This is a genomic window from Pseudomonas sp. LRF_L74, from assembly GCF_965644255.1.
In the GTDB taxonomy this organism is placed as follows: domain Bacteria; phylum Pseudomonadota; class Gammaproteobacteria; order Pseudomonadales; family Pseudomonadaceae; genus Aquipseudomonas.
Genome location: NZ_CBFFRH010000003.1, coordinates 306,411 through 330,602, shown reverse-complemented (window position 1 = coordinate 330,602; position 24,192 = coordinate 306,411). Strand labels below are relative to the sequence as shown.

At 61.3% G+C, this 24,192-nt stretch carries 18 protein-coding genes and 1 pseudogene; 9 read left to right on the top strand and 10 right to left on the bottom strand.

Annotation, left to right across the window (positions count from 1 at the left end; translation table 11 throughout):
• Positions 1–3: 3 nt before the first annotated feature.
• The 4 genes from cyoB to ACSZPK_RS10125 form a co-directional block, all read right to left on the bottom strand.
• On the bottom strand, positions 4–1,977 hold the full coding sequence (cyoB, locus tag ACSZPK_RS10140; RefSeq protein ID WP_437881329.1) for a cytochrome o ubiquinol oxidase subunit I: 1,974 nt from the start codon (positions 1,975–1,977) through the stop codon (positions 4–6).
• A gap of 3 nt (positions 1,978–1,980) precedes the next feature.
• Positions 1,981–2,874 (bottom strand): ubiquinol oxidase subunit II, encoded by an 894-nt coding sequence (cyoA, locus tag ACSZPK_RS10135; protein ID WP_437881328.1) that lies wholly within the window; start codon positions 2,872–2,874, stop codon positions 1,981–1,983.
• Between the two features lie 506 nt (positions 2,875–3,380).
• On the bottom strand, positions 3,381–3,983 hold the full coding sequence (locus tag ACSZPK_RS10130; RefSeq protein ID WP_437881327.1) for a DUF6436 domain-containing protein: 603 nt from the start codon (positions 3,981–3,983) through the stop codon (positions 3,381–3,383).
• 9 nt (positions 3,984–3,992) lie between these two features.
• The gene (locus ACSZPK_RS10125; protein WP_437881326.1) at positions 3,993–4,277 is read right to left on the bottom strand and encodes a hypothetical protein; all 285 of its coding nucleotides are present in this window, start codon (positions 4,275–4,277) and stop codon (positions 3,993–3,995) included.
• A 289-nt stretch (positions 4,278–4,566) separates the two neighbouring features.
• Here ACSZPK_RS10125 and ACSZPK_RS10120 point away from each other — a divergent pair, with 289 nt between their 5' ends.
• Positions 4,567–5,184, top strand: a complete 618-nt coding sequence (locus tag ACSZPK_RS10120; protein ID WP_437881325.1) for a Yip1 family protein — start codon at positions 4,567–4,569, stop codon at positions 5,182–5,184.
• On the opposite strand, the gene ACSZPK_RS10115 is transcribed toward ACSZPK_RS10120, so the two are convergent.
• Entirely contained in the window at positions 5,174–5,869 is a 696-nt protein-coding gene (locus tag ACSZPK_RS10115) for a DUF502 domain-containing protein (RefSeq protein ID WP_437881572.1), read from the bottom strand. The genes ACSZPK_RS10120 and ACSZPK_RS10115 overlap by 11 nt on opposite strands.
• A gap of 376 nt (positions 5,870–6,245) precedes the next feature.
• Here ACSZPK_RS10115 and ACSZPK_RS10110 point away from each other — a divergent pair, with 376 nt between their 5' ends.
• The 5 genes and pseudogenes from ACSZPK_RS10110 (at position 6,246) to ACSZPK_RS10090 (ending at position 10,396) form a co-directional block, all read left to right on the top strand.
• On the top strand, positions 6,246–7,538 hold the full coding sequence (locus ACSZPK_RS10110; protein ID WP_437881324.1) for a dicarboxylate/amino acid:cation symporter: 1,293 nt from the start codon (positions 6,246–6,248) through the stop codon (positions 7,536–7,538).
• A 319-nt stretch (positions 7,539–7,857) separates the two neighbouring features.
• Entirely contained in the window at positions 7,858–7,986 is a 129-nt protein-coding gene (locus ACSZPK_RS10105) for a PA1414 family protein (RefSeq protein WP_437881323.1), read from the top strand.
• 182 nt (positions 7,987–8,168) lie between these two features.
• Positions 8,169–8,658, top strand: a pseudogene (locus ACSZPK_RS10100) (PAS domain-containing protein); the annotation flags it as partial.
• A gap of 487 nt (positions 8,659–9,145) precedes the next feature.
• Entirely contained in the window at positions 9,146–9,733 is a 588-nt protein-coding gene (locus tag ACSZPK_RS10095) for a methyl-accepting chemotaxis protein (protein ID WP_437881322.1), read from the top strand.
• Positions 9,734–9,784: 51 nt separating this feature from the next.
• Positions 9,785–10,396: a tRNA-uridine aminocarboxypropyltransferase gene (locus ACSZPK_RS10090; protein WP_437881321.1), complete on the top strand. Its 612-nt coding sequence runs from the start codon at positions 9,785–9,787 to the stop codon at positions 10,394–10,396.
• 129 nt (positions 10,397–10,525) lie between these two features.
• Here the strand turns inward: ACSZPK_RS10090 and ACSZPK_RS10085 are convergent, their stop codons facing one another.
• Genes ACSZPK_RS10085 through ACSZPK_RS10075 form a run of 3 tightly spaced genes read right to left on the bottom strand, consistent with a single transcriptional unit; the run spans position 10,526 to position 15,454 of the window.
• A complete protein-coding gene (locus ACSZPK_RS10085; RefSeq protein ID WP_437881320.1) occupies positions 10,526–11,875 on the bottom strand; it encodes an HlyD family type I secretion periplasmic adaptor subunit in 1,350 nt (449 codons plus the stop codon).
• Between the two features lie 9 nt (positions 11,876–11,884).
• Positions 11,885–14,041, bottom strand: coding sequence for a type I secretion system permease/ATPase (locus tag ACSZPK_RS10080; protein ID WP_437881319.1), 2,157 nt, complete (start codon positions 14,039–14,041; stop codon positions 11,885–11,887).
• A gap of 57 nt (positions 14,042–14,098) precedes the next feature.
• The gene (locus tag ACSZPK_RS10075; protein WP_437881318.1) at positions 14,099–15,454 is read right to left on the bottom strand and encodes a TolC family outer membrane protein; all 1,356 of its coding nucleotides are present in this window, start codon (positions 15,452–15,454) and stop codon (positions 14,099–14,101) included.
• A 454-nt stretch (positions 15,455–15,908) separates the two neighbouring features.
• On the opposite strand from ACSZPK_RS10075, the gene ACSZPK_RS10070 reads away from it, so the two are divergent.
• Positions 15,909–20,174: a retention module-containing protein gene (locus tag ACSZPK_RS10070; RefSeq protein WP_437881317.1), complete on the top strand. Its 4,266-nt coding sequence runs from the start codon at positions 15,909–15,911 to the stop codon at positions 20,172–20,174.
• Between the two features lie 26 nt (positions 20,175–20,200).
• Here ACSZPK_RS10070 and ACSZPK_RS10065 read toward each other — a convergent pair whose 3' ends face one another.
• Together ACSZPK_RS10065 and ACSZPK_RS10060 are read right to left on the bottom strand one after the other, a co-directional pair.
• Positions 20,201–20,602, bottom strand: a complete 402-nt coding sequence (locus tag ACSZPK_RS10065) for a YbaN family protein (RefSeq protein ID WP_437881316.1) — start codon at positions 20,600–20,602, stop codon at positions 20,201–20,203.
• 3 nt (positions 20,603–20,605) lie between these two features.
• On the bottom strand, positions 20,606–21,193 hold the full coding sequence (locus ACSZPK_RS10060; protein WP_437881315.1) for a YecA family protein: 588 nt from the start codon (positions 21,191–21,193) through the stop codon (positions 20,606–20,608).
• A 135-nt stretch (positions 21,194–21,328) separates the two neighbouring features.
• On the opposite strand from ACSZPK_RS10060, the gene recQ reads away from it, so the two are divergent.
• Both recQ and slyA read left to right on the top strand, forming a co-directional pair.
• A complete protein-coding gene (recQ, locus tag ACSZPK_RS10055) occupies positions 21,329–23,458 on the top strand; it encodes a DNA helicase RecQ (RefSeq protein WP_437881314.1) in 2,130 nt (709 codons plus the stop codon).
• Between the two features lie 123 nt (positions 23,459–23,581).
• The gene (gene slyA, locus ACSZPK_RS10050; protein WP_437881313.1) at positions 23,582–24,016 is read left to right on the top strand and encodes a transcriptional regulator SlyA; all 435 of its coding nucleotides are present in this window, start codon (positions 23,582–23,584) and stop codon (positions 24,014–24,016) included.
• Positions 24,017–24,192 lie beyond the last annotated feature (176 nt).

The following is a 24,192-nucleotide window of genomic DNA, read 5'->3' as shown; positions in this document are numbered from 1 at the left end:
GATTTACGCCTGAGTAGCTTTAGCTTGAATGTGTGCCTGTTCGATACGGGCAATTTCGTCAGGTTGTACGTAGTAGTCGACATCCTGGTTGTAGCTGTTGCGAATCAGCGACACGAAGGTACCGACGAAGCTGATCGCGGCCAGCCACCAGATGTGCCAGATCAGGGCGAAGCCGAAGATCAGGGCGAACGCCGACATGACCAGGCCGACACCGGTGTTCTTCGGCATGTGGATCGGCGCGTAGTGGCTCGGTGCAACTGGCAGACCTTCACGCTTGGCCTCGAAAAACGCGTCCAGCTTCTCACCGTTCGGAGTGACGGCGAAGTTGTAGAACGGAGGTGGCGAGGAGGTGGACCACTCGAGGGTACGGGCATTCCATGGGTCGCCGGTGACGTCGGCCAGTTCCTTGCGCTTGATGATCGATACGACGATCTGGATGACTGTGCACAGGATACCGATACCGATCAGCACGGCACCGACCACGGCGAGGTGCAGCCATGGCTCCCATTCTGGGTTGGTGGTGTGGTTCAGGCGACGGGTCATGCCCATGAAGCCCAGAATGTATAGCGGCATGAATGCCAGGTAGAAACCTACCAGCCAGAACCAGAACGATGCCTTGCCCCAGCCTTCGTGCAGCTTGAAGCCGAACGCTTTGGGGAACCAGAAGGTGATACCGGCCATGTAGCCGAATACCGCGCCGCCGATGATCACGTTATGGAAGTGAGCGATCAGGAACAGGCTGTTGTGCAACAGGAAGTCGGCACCCGGAACGGCCAGCAGAACGCCGGTCATGCCACCGATGGAGAAGGTGATGATGAAGCCCAGGGTCCACAGGATCGGGGAGTTGAACTCCAGGCGACCGCGGTACATGGTGAATAGCCAGGTGAAGATCTTCACACCCGTCGGGATCGCGATGATCATCGTGGCGATACCGAAGAAGGCGTTGACGCTGGCGCCAGAGCCCATGGTGAAGAAGTGGTGCAGCCAGACAATGAAGGACAGGACGGTGATCGCAACGGTTGCCCAGACCATCGAGTGATAGCCGAACAGACGTTTGCGAGCGAAGGTCGCGGTGACTTCGGAGAACATGCCGAATGCCGGCAGGATCAGGATGTACACCTCGGGGTGGCCCCAGGCCCACAGGAGGTTGACGTACATCATCGGATTTCCACCCAGTTCATTGGTGAAGAAGTGGAAGTCCAGGTAACGATCCAGGGTCAGCATGGCGAGCACGGCGGTCAGGATCGGGAAGGCGCCGAGGATGATCACGTTGGCACACAGGATGGTCCAGGTGAAGATCGGCATTTTGAACAGGGTCATGCCCGGTGCACGCATCTTGATGATGGTGACGAAGAAGTTCACACCTGTCAGCAAGGTACCGATACCGGATATCTGCAAGGCCCATATGTAGTAGTCGACACCGACCCCAGGGCTGTACTCCTTGCCTGACAAAGGCGGATAGGCGACCCAGCCGGTCTGGGCGAACTCACCGACGAACAGCGAGATGTTGGTCAGCAGGACGCCGACGACGAACAGCCAGAAGCTCAGGGAGTTCAGGAACGGGAAGGCGACGTCGCGTGCGCCGATCTGCAGCGGCACGACGATGTTCATCAGGCCTACCACCAACGGCATCGCCACGAAGAAGATCATGATCGTACCGTGGGCGGTGAAGATCTGATCGTAGTGGTGAGGCGGCAGGTAACCCTCGTTGCCACCGGTGGCGATGGCCAGTTGGGTACGCATCATGATGGCGTCGGCGAAGCCACGTACGAGCATGACCAATGCGACCAGAACGTACATGATGCCGATTTTCTTATGGTCGACCGAGGTCAGCCACTCGGTCCACAGGTAGGACCATTTCTTGAAGTAGGTGAGGGCTGCGAACAACCCAAGACCGCCCAGTGCCACGGCGATCATCGTGACGACGAGGATCGGCTCGTGTAGGGGTATTGCGTCTAATGTCAGTTTTCCGAACATCTTTTACTCCTCCGCACCAGATTCATGATGCGCGGCCTCGCTCACATGTTTCTTGAAGTCGATGTACTGGCCGATCACCTGCCGGAACAGGCCAGGCTGGACGTTGAAGTACTCGACGGGGTTGTTTTCGCTGGTCTTGGCCAGCGTCTTGTAGGATTCGAAGTCCAGGGTGTTAGGCGATTGCTTGGCCTTGGCGACCCATTGTTCGAACTCTTCGTTGCTGCTGGCGTAGGTCTGGAACTTCATGCCAGAGAAGCCGTGACCGCTGTAGTTGCCGGACAGGCCGAAGTACTGGCCAGGCTCATTGGCGATCAGGTGCAACTGGGTGCGCATGCCGCCCATCGCGTAGACCATGCCGCCCAGTTGCGGGATGAAGAAGGTGTTCATCACGCTCTGGGAAGTGATCTGGAAACTGATCGGGGTGTTGGCCGGGATGTGCAGTTCGTTGACGCTGGCGACGCCTTGCTCCGGATAGATGAACAGCCATTTCCAGTCGAGGGATACCACTTCGACGGTCAGCGGCTTCACGTCCGATTCGATCGGCTTGTACGGATCGAGAGAGTGAGTGGTCTTCCAGGTGATGATCGCCAGGATGATGATGATGATGCAGGGCACGCCCCAGACGATCATCTCGATCTTGTGCGAATGGGCCCACTCCGGCGCGTAGGTCGCATCCTTGTTGGATGAGCGATAGCGCCAGGCAAACGCCAGGGTCATCAGGATGACGGGGACCACCACGATCAGCATCAGCAGAGTGGCGGTAATGATGAGGTTCCGTTGCTCGATGCCGATCTGTCCTTTGGAATCGAACAGAGCCCAGTCGCAACCGCTCAGCGAGACGGCGGCGACGATCATCAGAAGCGTACGGAACAAGCGGTGGTACTTCTCTTCTCTCATTTCACGACCTTCAGCAAGTGATATTCCACATATCGTTTCGTGTTTTGCCTAAGTCCAGGCTTGGTGCCCGAAGATCTGCAACTCCCGGTTAAGGCATTAGCCGCTACCGCGCCGAGGCGATCTCGCAACTGCCAGTCGACTGCGAGTCTTTCCTTCGGTCTTTTTCTTGTTTATTTATCCAGCTTGCGGGGCGTCTTACAGGTTCGGCGGCGGCGAAGTATACAGGGCCAGGTCTGATAGGGCCTTGCCAATTTGTCGACATTCACTTGTCCAGAACCGCCCGCCAGGCGGCCTGCCGTGCTCGTTGTCCTGGCCCGCTCAGTGCGGGAGCGATCTGCCGGTGGCGCCAGACATGGCTGCAACTCCCGGAAGACGTGGCTTTTCGGCACTGAAATGACAGGTTACGAAAGGGCAGGCGATACCCCTTGAAATCCCGAGGGAATAATAACGGACGTTCTTCCATCGATAGTGCGGCAATGGGTCGCACCTGTTGTCGCGGCTTGCGTTCAGTGGTTTTGCGCTGGGTCAGGGCTTTTTCTGTCGGCCCAGTCGCAGTAGCAGCCGACCGCCATGGTGTTGGCCGCTGAAACGTGCCGATCCAGGGCGAGCGCATCGAGGACCGGCTCGACGAAGCTGTTCGACGAGTTGCATACCAGGCCTTCGCTGTATGGGCCGGCATAGGCCAGTTGGCCATTTTTATCCCAGATGGCGATGGCCGGGCTGGCCGGAATCGACTCCATGCCTTCGAGCGTGTCCAGCGGCTTCAGCTTGCCCTTGAGGTAGGGCGACATTTCACCTTCGCTGCCGGGTTTCTGCACGCTGTAGAACTCGACGCTGGAGAAACGGTAAAGGCCGATCAGGTAATTGAGGTGGGCGTCGGTTTCCTGGTGGCAGGGGCACTGGGGGTCCCAGAAATGCACCACGCGGATCGGGCCAGGGCCGGCCAGTTCCTTGGGCAGCTTGAGGCCACTGCCCTGGAAGAACACGGCCTGCTCGCTATAAGGGCGCAGATAGGCGACACCGAAACGCGACCAGATCCAGCCGCCGACGATGAGCAGCGAACCGACGACGAGCAGGGAGAGGATCAGCAGCAGGCGTCTCGATGGCATGCGCAGGTTCTACCGTGGATCGCGGCCGAACTTGATCTTGAACTGCTTTTCCATTTCCTTGCAGCTGTCCGTGGCGAAGGCACGTGAGGTCTGGGCCACATCGGGATCGTTGGCGCGCGCCCAGCATGCGGTAATGGCGGCTTGTTCGTTGGCTTCGACTTCGGGCGTCTTGTCGCGGGTGATGGCGTAGATGATGATCGCGAACACCAGCACGATGAACGCCAGGCCGGCCAGGATCAGCCAGAGACAGCCGCCGCGCTTGCCGGAATCTTGATCGTTGGGGGATGTTGCCATGACTGCACTCCTCGTCGAGGGCGCGCAACATAGCATTTTTGCTCTAAGGCGGGCAGTGGATATGTGTTTCCGATCCTTGTCGCCAGGCTTTGCAAATGGCTCGCTACCACTCGTCAGCCAGCGTGCCGTAAGGGCTGCGGGCGAGCCTGGCATTCTAGCCGAACCTATTGCGCTGAACTTAACTCCTAACTTGAGCGAGCCTTGATCAGAGTGGCGTCGGCCAACCGCAAGGTTCGTGAATGCGGGCCGTTCGGCGGCCCGCGATCAGGCGAGCCATAGGAGTCATGTCATGATCAATCATGTCTGGGGGCTGCTGTCCCATCCGGGGCGCGAATGGCGGTCCATTCATCGGGAAGGCGAGACCATCACCCACCTGTATGCCCATCACGTCCTGCTGATGGCGCTCATTCCGGTGATCAGCGCGTTCATCGGTACCACGCAGATCGGCTGGCGCATCACCACGGAAGAAGTGGCGAGAGTGGACCTGGCGACTGGCGCCGTGCTGGGGGTTACCTTCTATGTCCTGATGCTGTTCGCGGTCGGGATCATGGGCAACGTGATCCACTGGATGTCGGACCGTTTCCCCAGCCGGCCAAGCCGTGAGCGCTGCGTCATCTTCGCCGGCTATGTGGCTACGCCGATGTTCATCGCCGGTATCGCGCTGCTTTATCCAGCGATCTGGCTGCTGGCGATCGTCGGCGTGATCGGCCTGGGTTATTCCAGTTACCTGCTTTATGTCGGTTATCCGGCTTTCCTGCGCATCCCGTTCAAGGAAGGCCTGGCGATTTCCGGCGGCACCCTGGCTATCGGTTTGCTGGTCCTGGAGTTGCTGCTCGGTCTGACCGTGGCCCTGTGGGGGCTGGGATTCGACGAGTACGCGGTGAGCTGGTCGCTGTTCAAGTGGTAGGACCATCACCCGCCTGAGTGGCGGTCCGCTCTGGCGCAAGCAGCGTTGGCACGGCCCGCCCTGGTGGCGTGATACCCATGGAGACATAGATGCTGGTGAAGGTATCCATGCCCATGTCGGCTGGCTTCACCCATTCGACCGGTACATAAAGGAGACCGCCTCCAATCGGAATCGGCGCGGTCGGTACCAGGATCGCGTAGTAGTCACGCCCGTCGATTTCTATTACTTGTGGATTGGGTAGCAGGGCGAGGACAGCCGTGCCTTCGCCGCCAAAGAAGCACCATACCGGGCTCATCGCCGCCAGGTCGGCGTCCTGCTTCTTGTCCAGCAGGCCGACGAAACGATCGGCCAGGCCATAGAGGTTGCCGAATAACGGTATGCGCCGCAGGGTCAGGTCGATGAGCTTGCTCAGTGGGCCTTTCAGGCCCAGCTGTACCGCCAGTCCCAAGGGATAAAGCGCCAGGATCAGGATGCCCGATCCGATGAGCCAGGCCAGCAACGGATTGTTGACGAATGGCTGGCCGAGGCCGGCGAACAGTTGACCAATGGGGCTGTTCGGGCCAACGAAGCGATTGAGCAGACTGACCAGCCAGCCCACCAGGGCCAGGCTCAGGACCAGTGGTAGCAAGGCGAGAAGGCCAGCCAGCCAAGTGGTGATCAGGGACTGGATACTGCGTTTGACGATCATCTACGGGCTCCATTCTTGGCTGCATGCCTTCTCGCGGGGCCAAGAGGGCGGCTAGGAATCATACGGATTTGCGCATCCATTGCGTGCTTGCCATCGGGGCGAAGTCGTCCAGTCGCTGCGGGATAACCGCCACCCATTGGCGGATAGTCGCCACGTTGCGCGCTCATGTGTTCTTTTTGTTCTATCAATATGTTGATTTATATGGGTTTTATATGATTTTTGCCAGGTGGCATATGCTTTGCTAATGGGGTTGCAACCTCTCTCCCGATAGAGAGCCAACAACAAATCCCTCCAGTGCAGGAGGGTTAGCGCTGAACGCGGCTGTACGACATCAGAGGGACATTGACGTCGAGCAGCGAGGTGAGGACCTGCCATGACCCGCAAACCTTTATATAAAAGCCTGTATGTACAGGTGCTGGTGGCCATTGCCATCGGTATTCTCCTTGGCCATTTCTCGCCTGACCTGGCCGTCACCTTCAAGCCTCTTGGCGATGGTTTCGTCAAGCTGATCAAGATGGCCATCGCGCCGATCATCTTCTGTACCGTCGTTACTGGTATCGCTGGCATGCAGAGCATGAAAGCGGTTGGCAAGACTGGCGGCTACGCGTTGATGTATTTCGAGGTCGTTTCCACTGTGGCCCTGCTGATCGGCCTAGTCGTGGTCAACGTGTTCCAGCCGGGCCATGGCATGCATGTCGACCCCGCGTCGCTGGATACCTCGGGCATCGCTGCCTACGCTGCCGCTGGCGAGAAACAGTCGACCATCGAGTTCCTGATGAACGTGATCCCGGGCACCGTCGTTGGCGCGTTCGCTTCGGGCGACATTCTGCAGGTCCTGTTCTTCTCCGTACTGTTTGGCTACGCCCTGCATCGCCTGGGTGACTATGGTCGCCCAGTGTTCGATTTCATCGAGCGTATTTCCCACGTGATGTTCAACATCATCAACGTGATCATGAAGGTCGCTCCGATCGGTGCCTTCGGTGCCATGGCCTTCACCATCGGCAAATACGGCGTTGGCACCCTGGTGCAGCTTGGCCAACTGATGGCGTGCTTCTACATCACCTGCCTGCTGTTCGTCCTGGTGGTGCTGGGGGCTATCGCGCGGGTTCATGGCTTCAGCATCCTGCGCTTCATCAAGTACATCCGCGAAGAGCTGATGATCGTTCTGGGTACCTCGTCCTCCGAGTCCGCCCTGCCGCGCATGATCTCCAAGATGCAGAAGCTGGGTGCCGACAAGTCCGTGGTGGGCCTGGTCATCCCGACTGGCTACTCGTTCAACCTCGACGGTACTTCCATCTACCTGACCATGGCTGCCGTGTTCATCGCCCAGGCCACCGACACGCCGATGGACATCACTCACCAGATCACTCTGCTGCTGGTGCTGCTGATCGCATCCAAAGGGGCAGCCGGCGTGACTGGTAGCGGCTTCATCGTCCTGGCCGCAACCATCTCCGCCGTGGGCCACCTGCCGGTTGCCGGCCTGGCACTGATCCTCGGTATCGACCGCTTCATGTCCGAAGCCCGCGCATTGACCAACCTGGTCGGTAACGGCGTCGCTACCATCGTGGTCGCCAAATGGTGCAAGCAGCTCGACGAGACTGCCCTGCAGAATGAATTGGCTTCGGGCGGCACGCCTGACGAAATCAGCCTGCAGAAAAGCGCCTGATCGTTATCTGATCCGCTGACCAAAAGCCCGTCTCCGACGGGCTTTTTCATTGAGGAAGGGGCGGGTAGGGCGTATGCCCGGCTTCCATTTCACCTGGGATCCGATGCGCACTATCTGGCCCGGGTAGGCAATCCGGGGGATTGCTGCATTGCCTTTTCGATACGGCAGCGAATGGCCATCTATCGGCATGGCCATTTCCATATGTCGGAATGCCACTTCGTGTAACATTGCGCCACTGGGCAGGCGCCAGAAAATCGCCTAGCCTCTTCTTCAGTTGCACGGTGTTCTTCTTGTTGAAGTGTTGCGCGGGAGGTTCGGTATGAAAGTCTGGTTCGAGCGATTCACCTGGAAAATCATGGGGTGGCTGGGGCTTCAGCCGCGAATGCAGCCGATTCCCGTGCGCCATGAAGGCACAAGCCCGGTGCGTGACCGTCGTTCGGCGCGTTAGTGCTGGCTGGTGTCACGACACGATCCGTCAGTGTTTTCTGTATTGGTTTCTGCGTAAGGTGGGCGGCGGCCAGGAAAGGACATTCGTTGATTTTCTGCGCCGCCATGCCGAAGGGCATAGTCTGTGCTAGACAATAACGGTGAGTCAGGAATTCCACCGTCATTCAGTCAAGGATGGTCGCGATGCGCCAAAACCAACCTGTCACCCAGCGGGAAAGAACCTTTGCAAATGCTGATCGCCTTATCTCCACGACTGATCTGAACAGCACTATCACCTACTGCAATGATGCGTTTGTCGAGATCAGCGGCTTCAGCCGTGAGGAGTTGATCGGCCAGCCGCACAACCTGGTCCGTCATCCGGACATGCCGCCTTCCGTATTCGGCCACATGTGGGAAACCATCAAGCAGGGCAAGCCCTGGATGGGTATCGTCAAGAACCGTTGCAAGAATGGCGATTACTACTGGGTCAGCGCCTATGTCACGCCGATCTACGAGAACGGTCGCATGGCCGGCTACGAGTCGGTGCGTTCGGTACCCAGCGAGGCGCAGAAGCTGCGTGCGGAAAAACTCTATGCCCGCCTGAGCGCCGGCAAGCCGCCAGTGCCGCTACTGGAGTATTGGACTTACGACCTGCTGCGTTCCTGGCCGCTGATCCTTGCGGGCCTGGCGCTTTTCGCTTCGCACAGGATATTGAGCGGTCCCTGGCTGCAGGGCTTCACCGTCGTGGCCTTGTTCGCCCTGGGTTCCTGGCAACTGTACAGCAAGTGTCAGTTGATCCGCCGCACCCTGTCCGAGCATCCCAAGGCCTTCACCAGTGCGCTGGTCGCCCTGACCTACAGTGATAACCGGGGTGCCCAGGCGCTGCTGGACATGGCCATGATCAGCGAGGAGGCGCGCCTGCAGACGGCATTGACCCGCCTGGAGGACACGGGGAATGGCGTGCGAACCCGCGCTGCACAGTCCGCCCAGTTGTCGCGTTCGGGAGCCGACCTGCTGGAGCAGCAGCGTAACGAAACGGACCAGTCTGCCACGGCGATCAACCAGATGGCCGCGACGATCCAGGAAGTCGCCAGCAACGTACAGAACACCTCGCATGCCGCCGAAGAAGCGGAAGGCCTGGCCAATCTGGCCGGCAACTGGCCGACGGCAGCCTGGAGGCGATGCGCAACATGGAGAGTGCGGTTCAGGCCATTGGCACGGCAGTCAACGAGCTGGCGGGAGCGACCCAGTCGATCGGCAGCGTTGCCGATGTGATTACGTCCATCGCCGAGCAGACCAACCTGCTGGCGCTCAATGCGGCTATCGAGGCGGCGCGTGCGGGCGAGCAGGGGCGTGGTTTCGCCGTGGTTGCCGATGAGGTGCGAGCGCTGGCCGGGCGCACACGGGAGTCGACCGAGCAGATCCATCAGATCATCTCGTCGTTGCGCAATGGCGCGGACCGGGCCGTGCTCACTGCCAGCCGTGGCGAAGAAATCTCGCGTGAAAGCGTACGCAGCGTGGAAGCGGTTCGCGAGGCGCTCAACGGCATCAGCCAGGCGGTGAGTCGCATCAATGGCATGAGCCAGCAGATGGCCGCCGCGTCCGAGCAACAGGCCCATGTTGCCGAGGACATCAGTCGGCAGATCACCCGTATCGCCCAGTTGTCCGATAACAGTGCCGCCCAGGCCAACCAGGGCGCCGAGCTGGGGGTCGAACTGGAGCGCATGGCCGAGTACCTGCACAGTCTGGCCGAGCGTTTCAATCGCTGATCGGCGCCAACCGGGCTGTGGCACACTGTGTGGCCATTGCCCGGAGCCGTCATGTCCCGCCCTCGCTGCCCTCGTTGTTGCCGGCCATCCAGCCACTGCCTGTGTGGGCTGATTCCCTCATTGTCGAGTGCTACCCGTGTGCTTGTCTTGCAGCACCCGGATGAGCAGAGCCATGCGCTGAATACTGCCCGACTGGCGGTTCTGGGATTGCGCAATGCACAGTTACAGGTGGGCGAGATTTTCGAGCCGCTGCCGCCTGACGTCAGCGAGGCCTATCGTATTCGCCTGCTGTTTCCGGGCGAGCGGGCCGCAGTCTTGCCGTTGCCCGATTCGCCGCAAGAGAAGCTGCGACCTTTGTTGCTCGTGGTTCCCGACGGAACCTGGCGTAAGGCACGCAAGCTGTTGCACCTCAACCCCTGGCTCGCGGCCCTGCCTCGCGTCAGTCTGCCCGAGGGACGGGGCTCGCGCTACCGCTTGCGCAAGGCGCCGGCCGCGGATGCGTTATCGACCATCGAGGCGATTGCGCTGGCGCTGGAGTTGCAGGAAGCATGCGACTATTCGGCCCTGTTGAGACCGTTCGAAGCGCTGATCGAAGGGCAGATCGAGGCGATGGGGGCGCAGACTTTCAGGCGCAATCATTGTCGGGAAGATCGAGGGCTTTGAGGGGCGGTGGACCGAAGCACGCAGCCAGCGCTCTGTTTATCCGCCATTGGCGATGCGCAGCGGTGGATAATGCGCGTCCCGACCCGCCTGGCGAATTGTCGTGTCTTCAACACCAGCGCTTAGGCTCTTTCAGCGTTCGCGCATGGCTTCCGAGCGGGCCTTGAGTACCGGTTTGAGGAGGTAGTCGAGCACGCTCTTTTCGCCGGTGACGATGTCGACGGTCGCCACCATGCCGGGAATGATCAACAGAGGGTGTTCTTCGCTGCCCAGGTGGTTCTTCTCGGTACGCACCTGGATCGGGTAGAAACTGTTGCCGTCCTCATCGGCGATGGTGTCGGCGCCGATCAGTTCCAGGCTCGCCTTCATGCCTCCGTAGATGGTGTAGTCGTAGGCGGTGAACTTGACCGTGGCTTTTTGCCCGGGGTGGAGGAAGGCCACGTCCTGCGGGCGGATGCGTGCTTCGATCAGCAGGTTGTCTTCCAGCGGCACGATCTCGAGCATGTCATTACCTGGCTGAACCACGCCGCCGATGGTGTTGACCTTGAGCTGCTTGACCACGCCCTTTACCGGCGAGACGACGAGGGCGCGATTGACCCGGTCGTCGATGGCCACCGTGGTCGAGGTGATTTTCTTCAATTGCGTGCGCGTTTCGTTGAGTTCCTTGAAGGCGTCGGAGCGGAAGCTCAGGGTCGATTCTTCCTGGCGGCTGCGGATTTCCTGAATCGCCGATTCGGCACGGGGAATGGCCAGGGTGGTGGCATCCAGGGAGCCGCGTATTTCTACCGCGCTGCGGCGCAGGCGCAGGATCTCCACGGGTGAGATGGCGCCGGTGTTGACCAGCGGTTCCGACATGTTCAGTTCCTGCTGAACCAAGGCCAGGCTGTTGCGGTATTGCTGGGCCTTGGAACGAAATTCGGCCAGTTCCTGGGTCTTCTGGCTGAGCTGTTCGCCCAAGGTGTTCTGCTCGCTTTTCAGGCGTTGCTGGCGCGAGCGGAACAGGGCCAGTTCGTCTTCAGCCAGTTGTGGTGCCTGTTTGACCAGATCGTCCGAGAGGCTCAGCTCGCGCCCTTCGGCCTCCGCGCTCAGGCGTTCGATGCGTGCGCTCAGGGCGAAGCGGTCGGCTTCGGTCTCCCCGCGATTGGATAGAAAGCGTGTGTCGTCCAGGCGCAGCAGCTTGTCGCCCTTGTCCACGACCTGGCCTTCGCGCACGAAAATCTCGGTGACGATGCCGCCCTCGAGGTTCTGGATAACCTGGATCTTGCTCGATGGAATGGCCTTGCCTTCGCCCGTGGTGACTTCTTCCAGGACCGCGAATCTGGCCCAGACCAGTGCTGTTAGCAGGCAGGCCGAGACGGCCCAGACGGTTATCCGGGCCAGCCATGGCGAGTCCTGCTGGACCGCGCCATCGACTTCGGGCATGAATTCCGTGTCTTGCCGCGCGCCGCGAAAGTAGCCGCGCAACGAGTGTCCCAGCTCCATCGCAATCTCCTAGACGCTGGCCAGGCCGACACGGCCTTTGCGCAATGCTTCGATGACGGTGTCCTTCGGGCCATCGGCGACGACCTGGCCCTTGTCGATGACGACCAGGCGATCCACCAGGGTCAGCATCGAGGCTCGGTGGGTGATCAGCAGCAGCGTCTTGCCTTGCGCGATGCCGTGCAAGCGTGTGCGCAAGGCATCCTCGCTGGCGTTGTCCATGGCGCTGGTTGGCTCGTCGAGCAGCAGAATCTGTGGGTCGAGCAGCAGCGCGCGGGCCATCAGCACGGCCTGGCGTTGCCCGCCCGAGAGCAACTGGCCGCGCTCGCCGACGGGACGGTCGAAGCCTTGCGGGTGCTGGCGCGCCAGTTCGGAAACCCCGGTCAGGTCGGCCACTTCGAGCATGCGCGTATCGCTGACGTAGCGTGCGCCAAGAGTCAGGTTGTCGCGCAGGCTGCCGGCCAGCAGCGGCATGTCGTGCGCCACGTAGCCGATGTGATGGCGCAGGTCGGCTACGTCCAACTGGCGCAGATCGAGTCCGTCGAGTAGCAGTTGGCCTTCGCCGGGACTGAAGAAATTCATCAACAGGCGGGCCAGGGTGCTTTTGCCGGAACCGCTGCGGCCGATGATGCCGACCCGCTCGCCGGCGCTGACCTGAAGGCTGATCTTGTCGAGGGCGGGGATGTCCTGGCCGGCGTAGTTGAAGCTGACCTGCCGGGCTTCGATGGCGCCTTTGATGTGGGCGCGCTCCAGCGGGCGTTGACCGGCCTCGCGCTCCTGGGGCAAGGCCATCAGGGCGTCGGTACTGGTCATGGTCAGGCGGGCTTGCTGGTAGCGGGTAATCAGGCTGGCGATCTGCCCCAGCGGGGCCAGTACGCGACCTCCGAGCATATAGCAGGCCACCAGGGCGCCGACGCTCAGTTGGCCGGCAATGATGATGTAGACCCCGGCGACGATGGTCGACATGCCGGCCAGTTGCTGCAGGAACAGTGTGCCATTGGTCGCCAGGCCGGCGAGAAAGCGCGCGTGGTTATCCAGGCGGGTGAGGGCGCCGTGGGTCTTTTCCCAGCGGTGCTGGCGTTCGCTTTCGGCGCCACAGGCCTTGAGGGTTTCCAGGCCGCCCAGGGTTTCGATCAGCAGTGCCTGGCGCTCGGCGCCCAGGGTCAGGCTCTTTTGCACCGTATCGCGCAGCCGAGCCTGGATGATCAGGGCGAACAGGGCCGTCAGCGGAAAGGCGAGCAGCGGGATAGCCACCAGCCAGCCGCCGAGCAGGCCGATGATCAGGATCATCAGCAGCGAGAACGGCAGGTCGATGAGGCTGGTCAGCGTCACGGCGGTAAGGAATTCGCGCAGTCCCTGGAAGTCATGGATGCTTTGGGCGAACCCCCCGACCGTGGCGGGGCGCGCGCGCATGGCCATGCCGGTGATGCGTTCGAACAGGGTGGCCGACAGCACCACGTCGGTCTTCTTGCCGGCGATGTCCAGCAAGTGCGAGCGCAGTACCCGCAGCAGCAGTTCGAAGCTACTGCCGATGAACAGGCCGATCACCAGTACCCATAAGGTCGCGGTCGCCTGATTGGGCACCACGCGGTCGTAGGTCTGCATGACGAACAGCGGTACCGCCAGGCCCAGCAGGTTGATCAGCAGGCTGGCCAGCAGCGCGTCGGCATAGAGCCTGCGGGACAGCCGCAGAGTGTCGCGGAACCAGGCATCGACCCTGGGCACCAGTGGTTTGCGCACGCTTTCCAGCGGGTGTTGCGGGCGGGCGAAGAAGGCCTGCCCGCTGTACTCCTGGTCCAGTTCTTCGGCTTCGATCCATTGTTCGCCACCATCCGCCTCGCATGGCAGGATCAAGAGGCGGCCCTGTTCGCCAATCCGGCTCAGCACCGCGCTGCGGCCATGCTTCAAGAGCAGGAGAAGCGGCAGGTTGAGGGGCGAGATGCTGCTCAGCTCGCGGCGCAGCACGCGACCTTGCAGGCCGGCACGGGCGGCCGCGCGCGGCAGCAGTTCCGTGCTCAGGCGTTGGGCGGGCAGCGGGAGCCCGGCGGTCAGGCTGGCGCGGCTGGCCTTGCAGTCATGCAGGGAGCAAAGAATCAGCAAGCCATCGAGCAGCGGGTCGTCGTGGCTCTGGCGCTGATCGTGCGCAGGAGCGGGTTCCATGTGGGTCAAGGTGTCTTCTCCTGAGCGGCGAGCAGCGTCATCAGGGCGCTGCTCGCCTGGCCATCGTCACTTCAGCTCAGGCAGGCGTGCTTCGCTCTTCACTTCCGATGCGGCGACCGCTTCCGCAGGCAGTACCACTTGCTGGCGCCGCAGCAGCTCACCCATCGCAGAGATCACGCGGTACATGGAAAACTCTTCGGTGTAGCGGACTTCCACATAGCGTCGGTTGGCTGTGAACAGTTCGTTCTCGCTGTCCAGCAGGTCGAGCAGGGTGCGTTGGCCAAGGCTGAACTGTTGCTGGTAAGCCGCACGAACCCGGGCGGTGTAGTCGGCGTAATCCCGTGCGCGCGGTGTTTGCTGGCGGGCGTTCTCCATGGCGTTCCAGGACAGCGCCAGGTTTTCGTTGAGCGTACGCAGCGCGTTGTTGCGAATGTCCATGGACTGGTTGATCTGGTGCGCCGCCGACTCCAGGCGGGCCTTGTCACGGGTACCGTTGAACAGGTTGTAGTTCATCACCACACCGGCTCGCCAGGTGTTGTAGTGGCCTTCGTCACCCTGGACGTTGTCGTTGGCGGTGGTCGCCAATTCCACGTCGAAACGCGGGTAGAAGGGGGACTTCGCCACTTCGTACTGTTTCTCGGCGGCATTGACGTCGGCCTGGGCCGATTTCAGGAAGGGGTTGTTGTCGATCACGGCCTGGCGGGCTTCGAGCAGGTTTTCCGGCAGGCTGCCGTTGAGCGAGGCGGGGGCTTCCAACTGATCCGGCAGGCGGCCGACGGCGCTGATGAAATTGGCTTCCGCGTCGGACAGGTTGACCTGCTCGGTGTAGAGATTGTTCGCGGCCAGGGCCAGGCGCGCTTCGGCCTGGTCGAAGTCGGCGGTACTGCCGACGCCACGCTGGCTGCGCAGGCCGATCTGGTCGTGGATGCGGCTGTGGGCCTGCATGTTGTTCTCGGCCAGGGCGACCATTTCGCGGCGCTTGAGCACTTCCAGATAAACCTCCACGGCCCTCAGCGCGAGGCTTTCCGAGGTGCCTTGCACGTAATAGGCGCGGGAGTTGACCACTTCCTTGGTGCGGCCGACTTCGTTGAGCGTATTGAAGCCGTCGAACAGCATCTGCCGCAGGCGCAGCTCGGCGTCGCGGTAGTTGAGGTTTTCCTTGTGGTGATTGCCCTGGGCTCGGGTGCTTGGGCTGTCGGTACTTTCCCGGCCAGTTCCGGCCATCAGGTCTACAGTCGGAAGGTAGCCACCCTTGGCGTACTTCAGGTCTTCATTGGCTGAGAGACGACTATTGATGCTTGCCCGCAGTTCGGGGTGCGTGTCAATGGTGCTCTGAATGGCCTCGGTCAGGTTCATTGCCAGTGCCGACGAGCATGCGGTGGCCAGCAGTAAACCGCCATACAGAGGGGCAAGCGCGCGCATTCTATCTCTCCTTGCTTAGTGTTTTTTCTGTTAGTCAAATTAATGACTTAATTCCATTCTCAAGCTGACTGCGCTTGTAAGTTCAAGTCTATGAACATATTTTTCAGCTTACTAAGAAATATTTGGAATTGGACATATTCCAAAAAAATATTAGTGGAAATGGGAGAAGCAGCACATTGTCTCGCCGAATAACAGGTAAAAAGACGCCTGGCAGGCGTTTCATGCTGCTTTTTGGCGGGAAGGTCACGTTTTCGAGTTGTGTGTGGGGATGTTTTTTCTGATGGATTAGGCGGTTTCCGGACGTGACGTTTTTTTGTCATTTCCCGCTTGAAAGGTGGTCGTCCAGTATTTCCAGGCAGTGTTTCCTCCGTATCAAACCAGGTGATGGATCCCCTTACATGGAGTGCGTCCACTTGATCGGGCGCGGTACGGAGGAAGGTGTATGGCGAGGTTGATGGGGGTCGTTGTCCAGGTTGTCGGCGAGGTCTTCGCACTGGCGAGCGATGGGTCGCGGCGATTGCTGATAGAGGGCGACCGAGTCTATTCCGGTGAACGGTTGCAGACCGGTGCGGGCGGCGCTGTCTCGGTGAACCTGCCGGGAGGCCAGCAACTGGTGCTTGGCCGCGACAGCGAGATCGTACTGAGCGAGCAGTTGCTCAGCGGTACACCCGTGGAGCGACCCGCCAATGATCAGCCTGCGCCGGCAAGTGATGCGGACCTGAACGACGTCGAGCAACTGCAAGCGGCCATCGAGGCTGGCGTCGACCCGACACGACAGGCCGAGGCGACAGCCGCCGGGCCGGCGGTAGGCGCTGCTGGCGCGGGCGGTGGTGGCGGAAGCTCCTTCGTGCTGCTCGATGCCGTTGGTGGCGTCGTTTCATCCACCACCGGTTTTCCGACTGCTGGGTTGGTGGCGGTGCCGCTGTTCCCGGAAAACGAGTTCGATGCGCTGGACCAGGAGCCCGACGCGATACCTGGCGTCACGCCCAGTGGCTTGCCAGGCACCGGCGAAAATCTGCTGGTGTTGATGGACGACGACGCGTTGCCGGGAGGCAACCCCGGTGGTGTGAACGATATCGAGGACTCGCTGAATACGACAGGCATCCTCAGTCACGATTTCGGGCCGGACGGTGCCGGCACTATCGTCCTGTTGGCGACGGGCGCGCCAGAAGGTTTCACCTATGTGCAAACCAACGATGGGCTGCTGGTCCGGCAGGGCGCCGTGGATGTGCTGCGGATCACCCTGGACAGCGCCTCGGGAGAATATTCGGTTACCCAACTGAATGCCTTGAAGCATCGGCCGAGCGAGATCAACGAGGGCACTCTGACGTTCAACTTCGACTATCAGGTGACTGACGGCAATGGTGACGCCGCAGTGGGAAGCCTGACCTTGCAGGTGAACGACGACTCACCTGTAACCCAGGTCGATTCCGCCAGCTACCATGCCGGTCTGGACGGCACCGTAAGCACCCTGGCGGGCAATCTGCTGGCTGGCGACAGTCACGGTGGCGTGGCCGACCAGGCTGGGGCCGATGGCTGGTTGAAGGATGCCGATGGCAATGGCATTCCGCTGGTGGCGGTGAGTTTCGAGGGGCGGGTCCACCCGTTGCTCGATGGCAATCCGGTGAGTATCGAGCTTGGCGGCGGGCGCGGCACCATTCAGTTTTTCGCCAGCGGCCAGTATCTGTATACCCCCGGAGAGCTGGAGCCCGGGACCGAGATTCTGAACTTCCAGTATCGGGTCATGGATGGCGACCGGACTGTGGTCCCCGGCCAGTTCAATTTGACGCTGACTGGCCATAACCACTTGCCCGAAGTGGGCACGGCTACAGTGGATCTTTACGAAAGTGGCCTGGATGGTGGCAGTGGAGTCGGTATCACCACGACCCGGATCGAGGGCTCGCTGAATATCAGTGACGCGGATGGCGATACGCTGGCGGTTTCGCTGGTGGCTCCGCCGGACGGCGAGTTCACCTCCAACGGCGAGCCTGTGCTCTGGAGCAGTGATGGTGCGGGCGGGCTTGTCGGCAGCGTTGGTGGGCAGGCCGTGGTCAGCCTGAGCATCAATGCCACTGGCGAGTACAGCGTAGAACTGAGCGCGGCGCTCGATCATCCGGCTGATTCGGACAGCGTGGGTTACGAATTCGTGGTGCGTGTCGAGGATAGTCATGGCGGGGTCAACGAAGGTTCGATCCGCGTCAACATCCGCGACGACGCCCCCCTGGCCCAGGACCTCCAGGTCTCCACGCCTGAACCGAGTGCCGACACCAACCTGATGATCATCCTCGATACCTCGGGCAGCATGGACTACGAGGCGAGGGGCACTGACTTCGCCAACAGGATGGCCCTGGCCAAGGCGACGATCATCAACCTGATCAATGCCTACGACGGCCTGGGCGACGTGATGGTGCGCCTGGTCGGTTTCGCCTCCGAGGCGACCTCGGACCTGGCCAATTCCGGGCAGCTCTGGCTGACCGCCGAGGATGCGATCAAGGTCATCGAGCAACTGTCCGACATGTTCGGCAATGGCCTGACCAACTTCGATGCCGCCTTGCTCGAAGCCCAGCAGGCCTTCGCCGATCCGGGCAGGATCGTGGATGCGCAGAACGTCTCCTACTTTCTCTCCGACGGCCAGCCCACGGCGAATTCGGACTGGGGGATCGAGGGCTCGGCCGGGAATGAGGGTATCGATGGCGTCGAAGAAAGTGCCTGGATCGCCTTTCTCGAGGAAAACCTCATCAAGTCCTATGCCCTTGGCATGGGGCTGGGCAGCACCAAGGATCAGCAGCAGCTCGATCCCATTGCCTATGACGGACAGACCGCAACGGATACCGATGCGCTACTGGTCAAGGACCTTGCGCAACTGGACGAGACCTTGCAAGGCACCGTCGGTGCGGCGGTTGTCTCAGGTAACCTGCTCGACTACAACGCTGCTGCCGGAGGGGGCTTCGGTGCCGACGGTGCCGCCGCGCAGCCTTTGCTTTCGATCAGCCATGCTGGCGTCGTCTACGACAGCAGCTCTCCTGGGTATGCCGCCGACAGCAACCTGCTGACCTTCACCACCCAAGAAGGCGCGATCTTCACCATCGATCTGCTCACTGGCGCATACACCTATAGCCTGGACAGGGATATTGCCGACGATGTCCATGAAACCTTCGCCTATGTTCTGCTCGACAGCGATGGTGACCAGTCCCAGGGCAGTTTCGTGCTGACCGTCGAGGATCGCAGCGAAGTGCAGGCCTACGATAATTTCGCCGAAGCGCTGATCCAGCAGGTAGTGCGCGCAGGGGGCAGCGAAACCCAGGTGCTGGCCAACTTTTCCACTGTGCAGAATGGCCTGGGCGGGGTCGATAATCCGTGGATTTTCGACAAGGTGAACAACAGCAACGTCGATGGCGACGAGCGCAGCGTGACGGTCAGCACCGATGTGTTCGGCGCGGATGACAGTCATTGGGGCATCAATGGCTCGGAGGTCGCTTTCGTTGCTGACAAGGCCTTGCAACTGGTGGATGGCAGTGGCGATAGCGATGCTCGGACCGAGGTTCTCACCCCGGTCTTCACGGTGGACAGCGGCACCACGGCAACGCTTTCCTTCGAGCTGGGCATCGCCGCGCAGGCCGGCGGTGACGAGGTGAGCTGGACGCTCTATCGCTTGGGCGACGAGGGTTGGGAAAGCACGGGGTTGGGCGGCACGCCGAATACCGGCAGTACCATCACCACCGATACGCTCGAGGCGGGTCGCTACCGCTTGCTGGTCAGTGCCAACGACCGCACCGACAACAACCAGCAACTGCGGGTGGCCCTGGATAACCTGACAATGGTCACCACCGCGGCGGCGATGTGGGTAACCGATGTGACGCCAGTAACCGGCAATCTGTTGACCGATCCCAATGACCTGTTCGACAGCCGGGAGGCCTGGGGCACCGTCGATGACAAAGGCAGTGAGGGCGCGACCCTGCAACTGTTCGATGGCAGTGATTTCATCGACGTGCAGAGCAGCGTCACCATCGCCGGGCAGTATGGCAGCCTGACCCTTTATGCCAGCGGCTCCTATACGTATGTGCCCGATGCCGAGCTGGACAACGTCGGCCAAGAGGAGCGCTTCACCTACAAATTGGCGCAAGCCGATGGCGACAGCGATACCGCCAGCCTGGTGATCCGCCTGAGCGACGTTGCCCATGTGGCGCCCAATGTCGTCAGTGATAGCGGCGATCTGCTCGGTAGCGAAGCCAGCGATGTGTTGCTGGCCGGTAGTGCGGGGCAACTGCTCGATGGCGGCGCGGGTGACGATCGACTCGAAGGCGGCAGCGGCGCTGACCGACTGCTCGGTGGCGAGGGCGATGACAGACTCATCGGAGGGCGCGGCGACGATATCCTGGTTGGCGGCAACGGCGCCGACCTGTTCGTCTGGAACGCCAGCGACCGTGGCAGCGATGCCCATGACGTGGTTCGGGACTTCAATGCTGCCGAAGGCGATGTCCTCGATCTGTCATCCCTGCTGGTCGGGGTCGATGACCCGACGGATGCCGATGTCTTGAGCCAGTACCTGAGCTTCGACGTGACCGATACGAGTACCGTGGTCAGTGTTTCCAGCACCGGCCAGGTGGCTGACGCGGCGAAGATCGATCAGACCATCACCCTGGAAAACGTCGTGCTGTCTGGCGGAGACGCCGGCAGCATCATCCAGGGCATGCTCGACAACCATACCCTCGTCGCCTGAAGGAGCCTCCCGGCCGAGAGGCCGGGTCAGGTTTTTTCCAAGGTCTTCTGCCGCAGGATATAGATCGTCACCAGGATCGCGCTGGTCAGCATGAAGGCGCGGGCCCAGAGCAGCGGGACGACGTAGCTGGAGACAGCAATGCTCAGCCACATCAGGCCGATGGCGTAGAGCTTGCCCTTGAGCGGGATACCGTTGCCTTCCAGGTAGTCACGAATCCATGGGCCGAGCCGGCGATGGTTGACCAGCCACAGGTAGAAGCGCTCGGAGCTGCGCGCAAAGCAGGTGGCGGCCAGTAGCAGGAAGGGGGTGGTGGGCAGCACCGGCAGAAAAATGCCGAGAATGCCCAGGGCCACGCTCAGCCAGCCCACCGCGATCAATGCATAACGGATACTGCGATGGTGGCTGCGATGAATGGTGCGCGGCGCCAAGGCTCAGTGCGGGCGGGGTTTCAGCAGGGCGGGCTTCTCGTCCGGTGCCTGGAACAGCAGGAACAGGGCGGTCAGCAACTCGGGGATCTGCGCGACCATGCTGTCGACCAGATCGACATCACGGGCGATCTCATCGAATTCCGGCTGCTCATCGAACAGTCCCGAGGCCACCATGATCGGTAGCAGCAGTTCGCTGACTTCGTCTTCGGCGCGCTCGAACCAGACGGCTTCGCGCAGGAATACGCCTTCCATGAAGCCGATGCACCAACCGCGCAGGTCGGAGTCGTCCGGGTCATCGCCCAGGTCCAGCTCGCAGGGCAGTTCCGGATCGTCGTCACTGGCCAGTTGCCGGGCGATATGGGCCTTGAGCTGGACCAGGGCGATTTCGATGGCATCCCGCTCGATGTCGTCACGGTAATGCGGTGGCTCGGCGAACAGGGCATCGATCCATTCGCGTTCACCCACTGGCTCCGGGCAGATAGACAGGGCGGTCAGGTAGCCATGGGCGGCGACATAGTCCAAGGCTTCCTCGTGCAGGTCATCGGCGTCGAGGAATGTTTGCAGACGGGACATTTGCTCGGCGAAGGACATCGTGGCACTACCTAGAAAGTGAGGATCAGCGCGGATTCTAGACCGCATCGGGGCTAAAAGCACGGACTGCGACAGGGGGCGGCGTCACTTGGGTGCCATTGCCGTATACTGCGCCGCCTCGCAACGGAGACCGGTATGCTCGACCAGGCACAACGCATCCTCAAAGACGTATTCGGCTACGACGCCTTTCGCGGCAACCAGGCGGCGATCATCGAATGCGTCGCGGGCGGCGGCGATGCTCTGGTGCTGATGCCCACCGGTGGTGGCAAGTCGCTGTGTTTCCAGGTGCCGGGCCTGTTGCGCGACGGCCTGACCGTGGTGGTTTCTCCGCTGATCGCACTGATGGAGGATCAGGTCGCTACGCTCGATGAGCTGGGCGTCGCGGCCGTGGCGTTGAACTCGACCCTGGACATGGACCAGCAGCGCGACATTGCCGAGCGTATCCGCCGTGGCGAGATCAAGATGCTCTACCTGGCGCCAGAAAGGCTGGTGCAGCCGCGCATGCTGGCTTTCCTGCAGCGTCTGCGGATTGGCCTGTTCGCTATCGACGAGGCCCATTGCGTATCGCAGTGGGGACACGATTTCCGTCCTGAATACCTGCAACTCGGGCAACTCGCCGAGCTGTTCCCGGGCGTGCCGCGCATTGCCCTGACCGCCACGGCGGACATGCGTACTCGCGAAGAAATCATTCAACGCCTGCACCTGCAGGGCGCCGAGCGTTTTCTCTCCAGTTTCGACCGGCCCAATATCTTCTACCGCATCGTGCCGAAGGATCAGCCGCGCAAGCAGTTGCTGGGGTTCCTTGCCGCGCGCAAGGGCGACGCCGGGATCGTCTATTGCCTGTCGCGCAAGAAGGTCGAGGAGGTCGCGGCCTTTCTTTCCGTCCAGGGTTTTCCCGCGCTGCCGTATCACGCCGGGCTGAGCAACGAGTTGCGGGCCTTCAACCAGAAGCGCTTTCTCAACGAGGAAGGGCTGATCATGGTGGCGACCATTGCCTTCGGCATGGGCATCGACAAGCCCAACGTGCGTTTCGTCGCCCATCTCGACCTGCCCAAGTCCATGGAGGCTTATTACCAGGAAACAGGCCGGGCCGGACGCGATGGCCTGCCGGCCGATGCCTGGATGGCCTACGGCCTGCAGGACGTGATCTTCCTGCGGCAGATGCTGAACAACTCCGAAGGCGACGAGCGCCACAAGCGCGTCGAGCAGCACAAGCTCGACGCGATGCTCGCCTTGTGCGAGGAAACCCGCTGCCGGCGCCAGGCGATGCTGGCCTATTTCGACGAGAAGCTGCCGCAGCCCTGCGGCCATTGCGACAACTGCCGCGATGGCGTGAGCACCTGGGATGCCACCGAGCCGGCGCGCCAGGCCCTGTCGGCGATCTATCGCACCGGCCAGCGTTATGGTGTCGGCCACCTGGTCGACGTGCTGCTGGGGCGTGACAACGAAAAGGTACGTACTTTCGGCCACCAGCATCTGGCTGTATTCGGCGTCGGCAAGGGTTTGAGCGAGCACGATTGGCGGACGCTGTTTCGTCAGTTGGTCGCCCAAGGGCTGGTGGATGTCGATCTGGATGGCTATGGCAGCCTGCGTCTCTCGGAAACCTGTCGTCCATTGCTGCGCGGCGAGGTGAGCCTGGAGTTACGGCGCGACCTCAAGCCGCAACAGGCGGCCAAGGCTTCCGGCAGCAGCGCCAGCCAACTGGTGCGCGGTGAGGAGCGCGAGCAGTGGGAAGCGTTGCGTGCCCTGCGGCGCAAGCTGGCGGAAGAGCACAGTGTGCCGCCCTACGTGATTTTCCCCGATGCGACCCTGCTGGAGATGCTGCGCAGCAAGCCTTCGTCCCTGAGCGACATGGCGCGGATCAGCGGGGTGGGCGCGCGCAAGCTGGAGCGATATGGGCAGGCCTTCCTGGCTGTCCTGTCCGCTGGCGAGGCCGCCGCTCCTGCTCCGGTGGCCGACCTGCGCCACGAACTGATCACGTTGGCCCGTGCGGGGATGACGCCGACACAGATCGCTGCGCAACTGTCCTGCACGGAGCGCAACGTCTACGCATTGCTGGCGCAAGCCATCGGTCAGCAGCAGCTTGGCCTGGACCAGGCGCTCGACTTGCCCGAGGATCTGCTGGGCGAGGTTCAGGAGGCGTTTCTCGATGGCGAGGGTGAGCTGCCTAGCGTCGCCGAAATCGCCGAGCAGTTTGCCGGACGAGTGCCTGAGGGCGTGCTGCATTGCGTGCGCGCCGCATTGCAGGCGGAGTTCGATGTATAGCGCAGGGCAATGCACACTTGGCGTGGCGGCCAGCGAAGGTTAAGGTTAGGCCACTAATGATTAGGCCTGCTTGCCGGACAAGGTAATGGCGGCCGGTGCCACACGAATCTTGCAAGGTAAGCGATGCAAAAGTACGCGCAACATAGTTTCGGCATGCAACTCGCCCAGGTTTCCCGTGGCTGGCGTGCCGAGCTGGATCGTCGATTGTCGGATCTGGGGTTGTCCCAGGCGCGCTGGCTGGTGCTCCTGCACCTCAAGCTGCTCGGCGAAACCCCGACCCAGCGCGAGCTGGCCAAGACTGTTGGCGTGGAAGGCCCGACCCTGGCCCGTCTGCTCGATGGTCTCGAAGCCCAGGGGCTGGTGCAGCGCCTTGCGGTGCAGGAGGATCGCCGCGCCAAGAAAATCGTGCTGACGCCCCAGGCGCAACCGCTTATCGAGCGCATCGAAAGTATCGCCGTGCAACTGCGCCGCGAGATTTTCGTTGGTATCGATGAAGAGGACATCCAGCATTGCCAGCGCGTGCATGCCAGGATTCTGATGAATATCGAAGGCCTTTGATCCATCCGCAAGCGCTGGCTCTTTCAATTGTCCCATTCGAGTTCTCATGCGCCAGGGCGAGGCCCTTGGCTATATTTAATGAATAAATAATGGGACTCGGTTGGCATTTTTCTTGCCGTCTCATATGCTCCCCCTATGCACGTATCCTTGCGCAAGCACCGCTGCTGCGGTGTTTG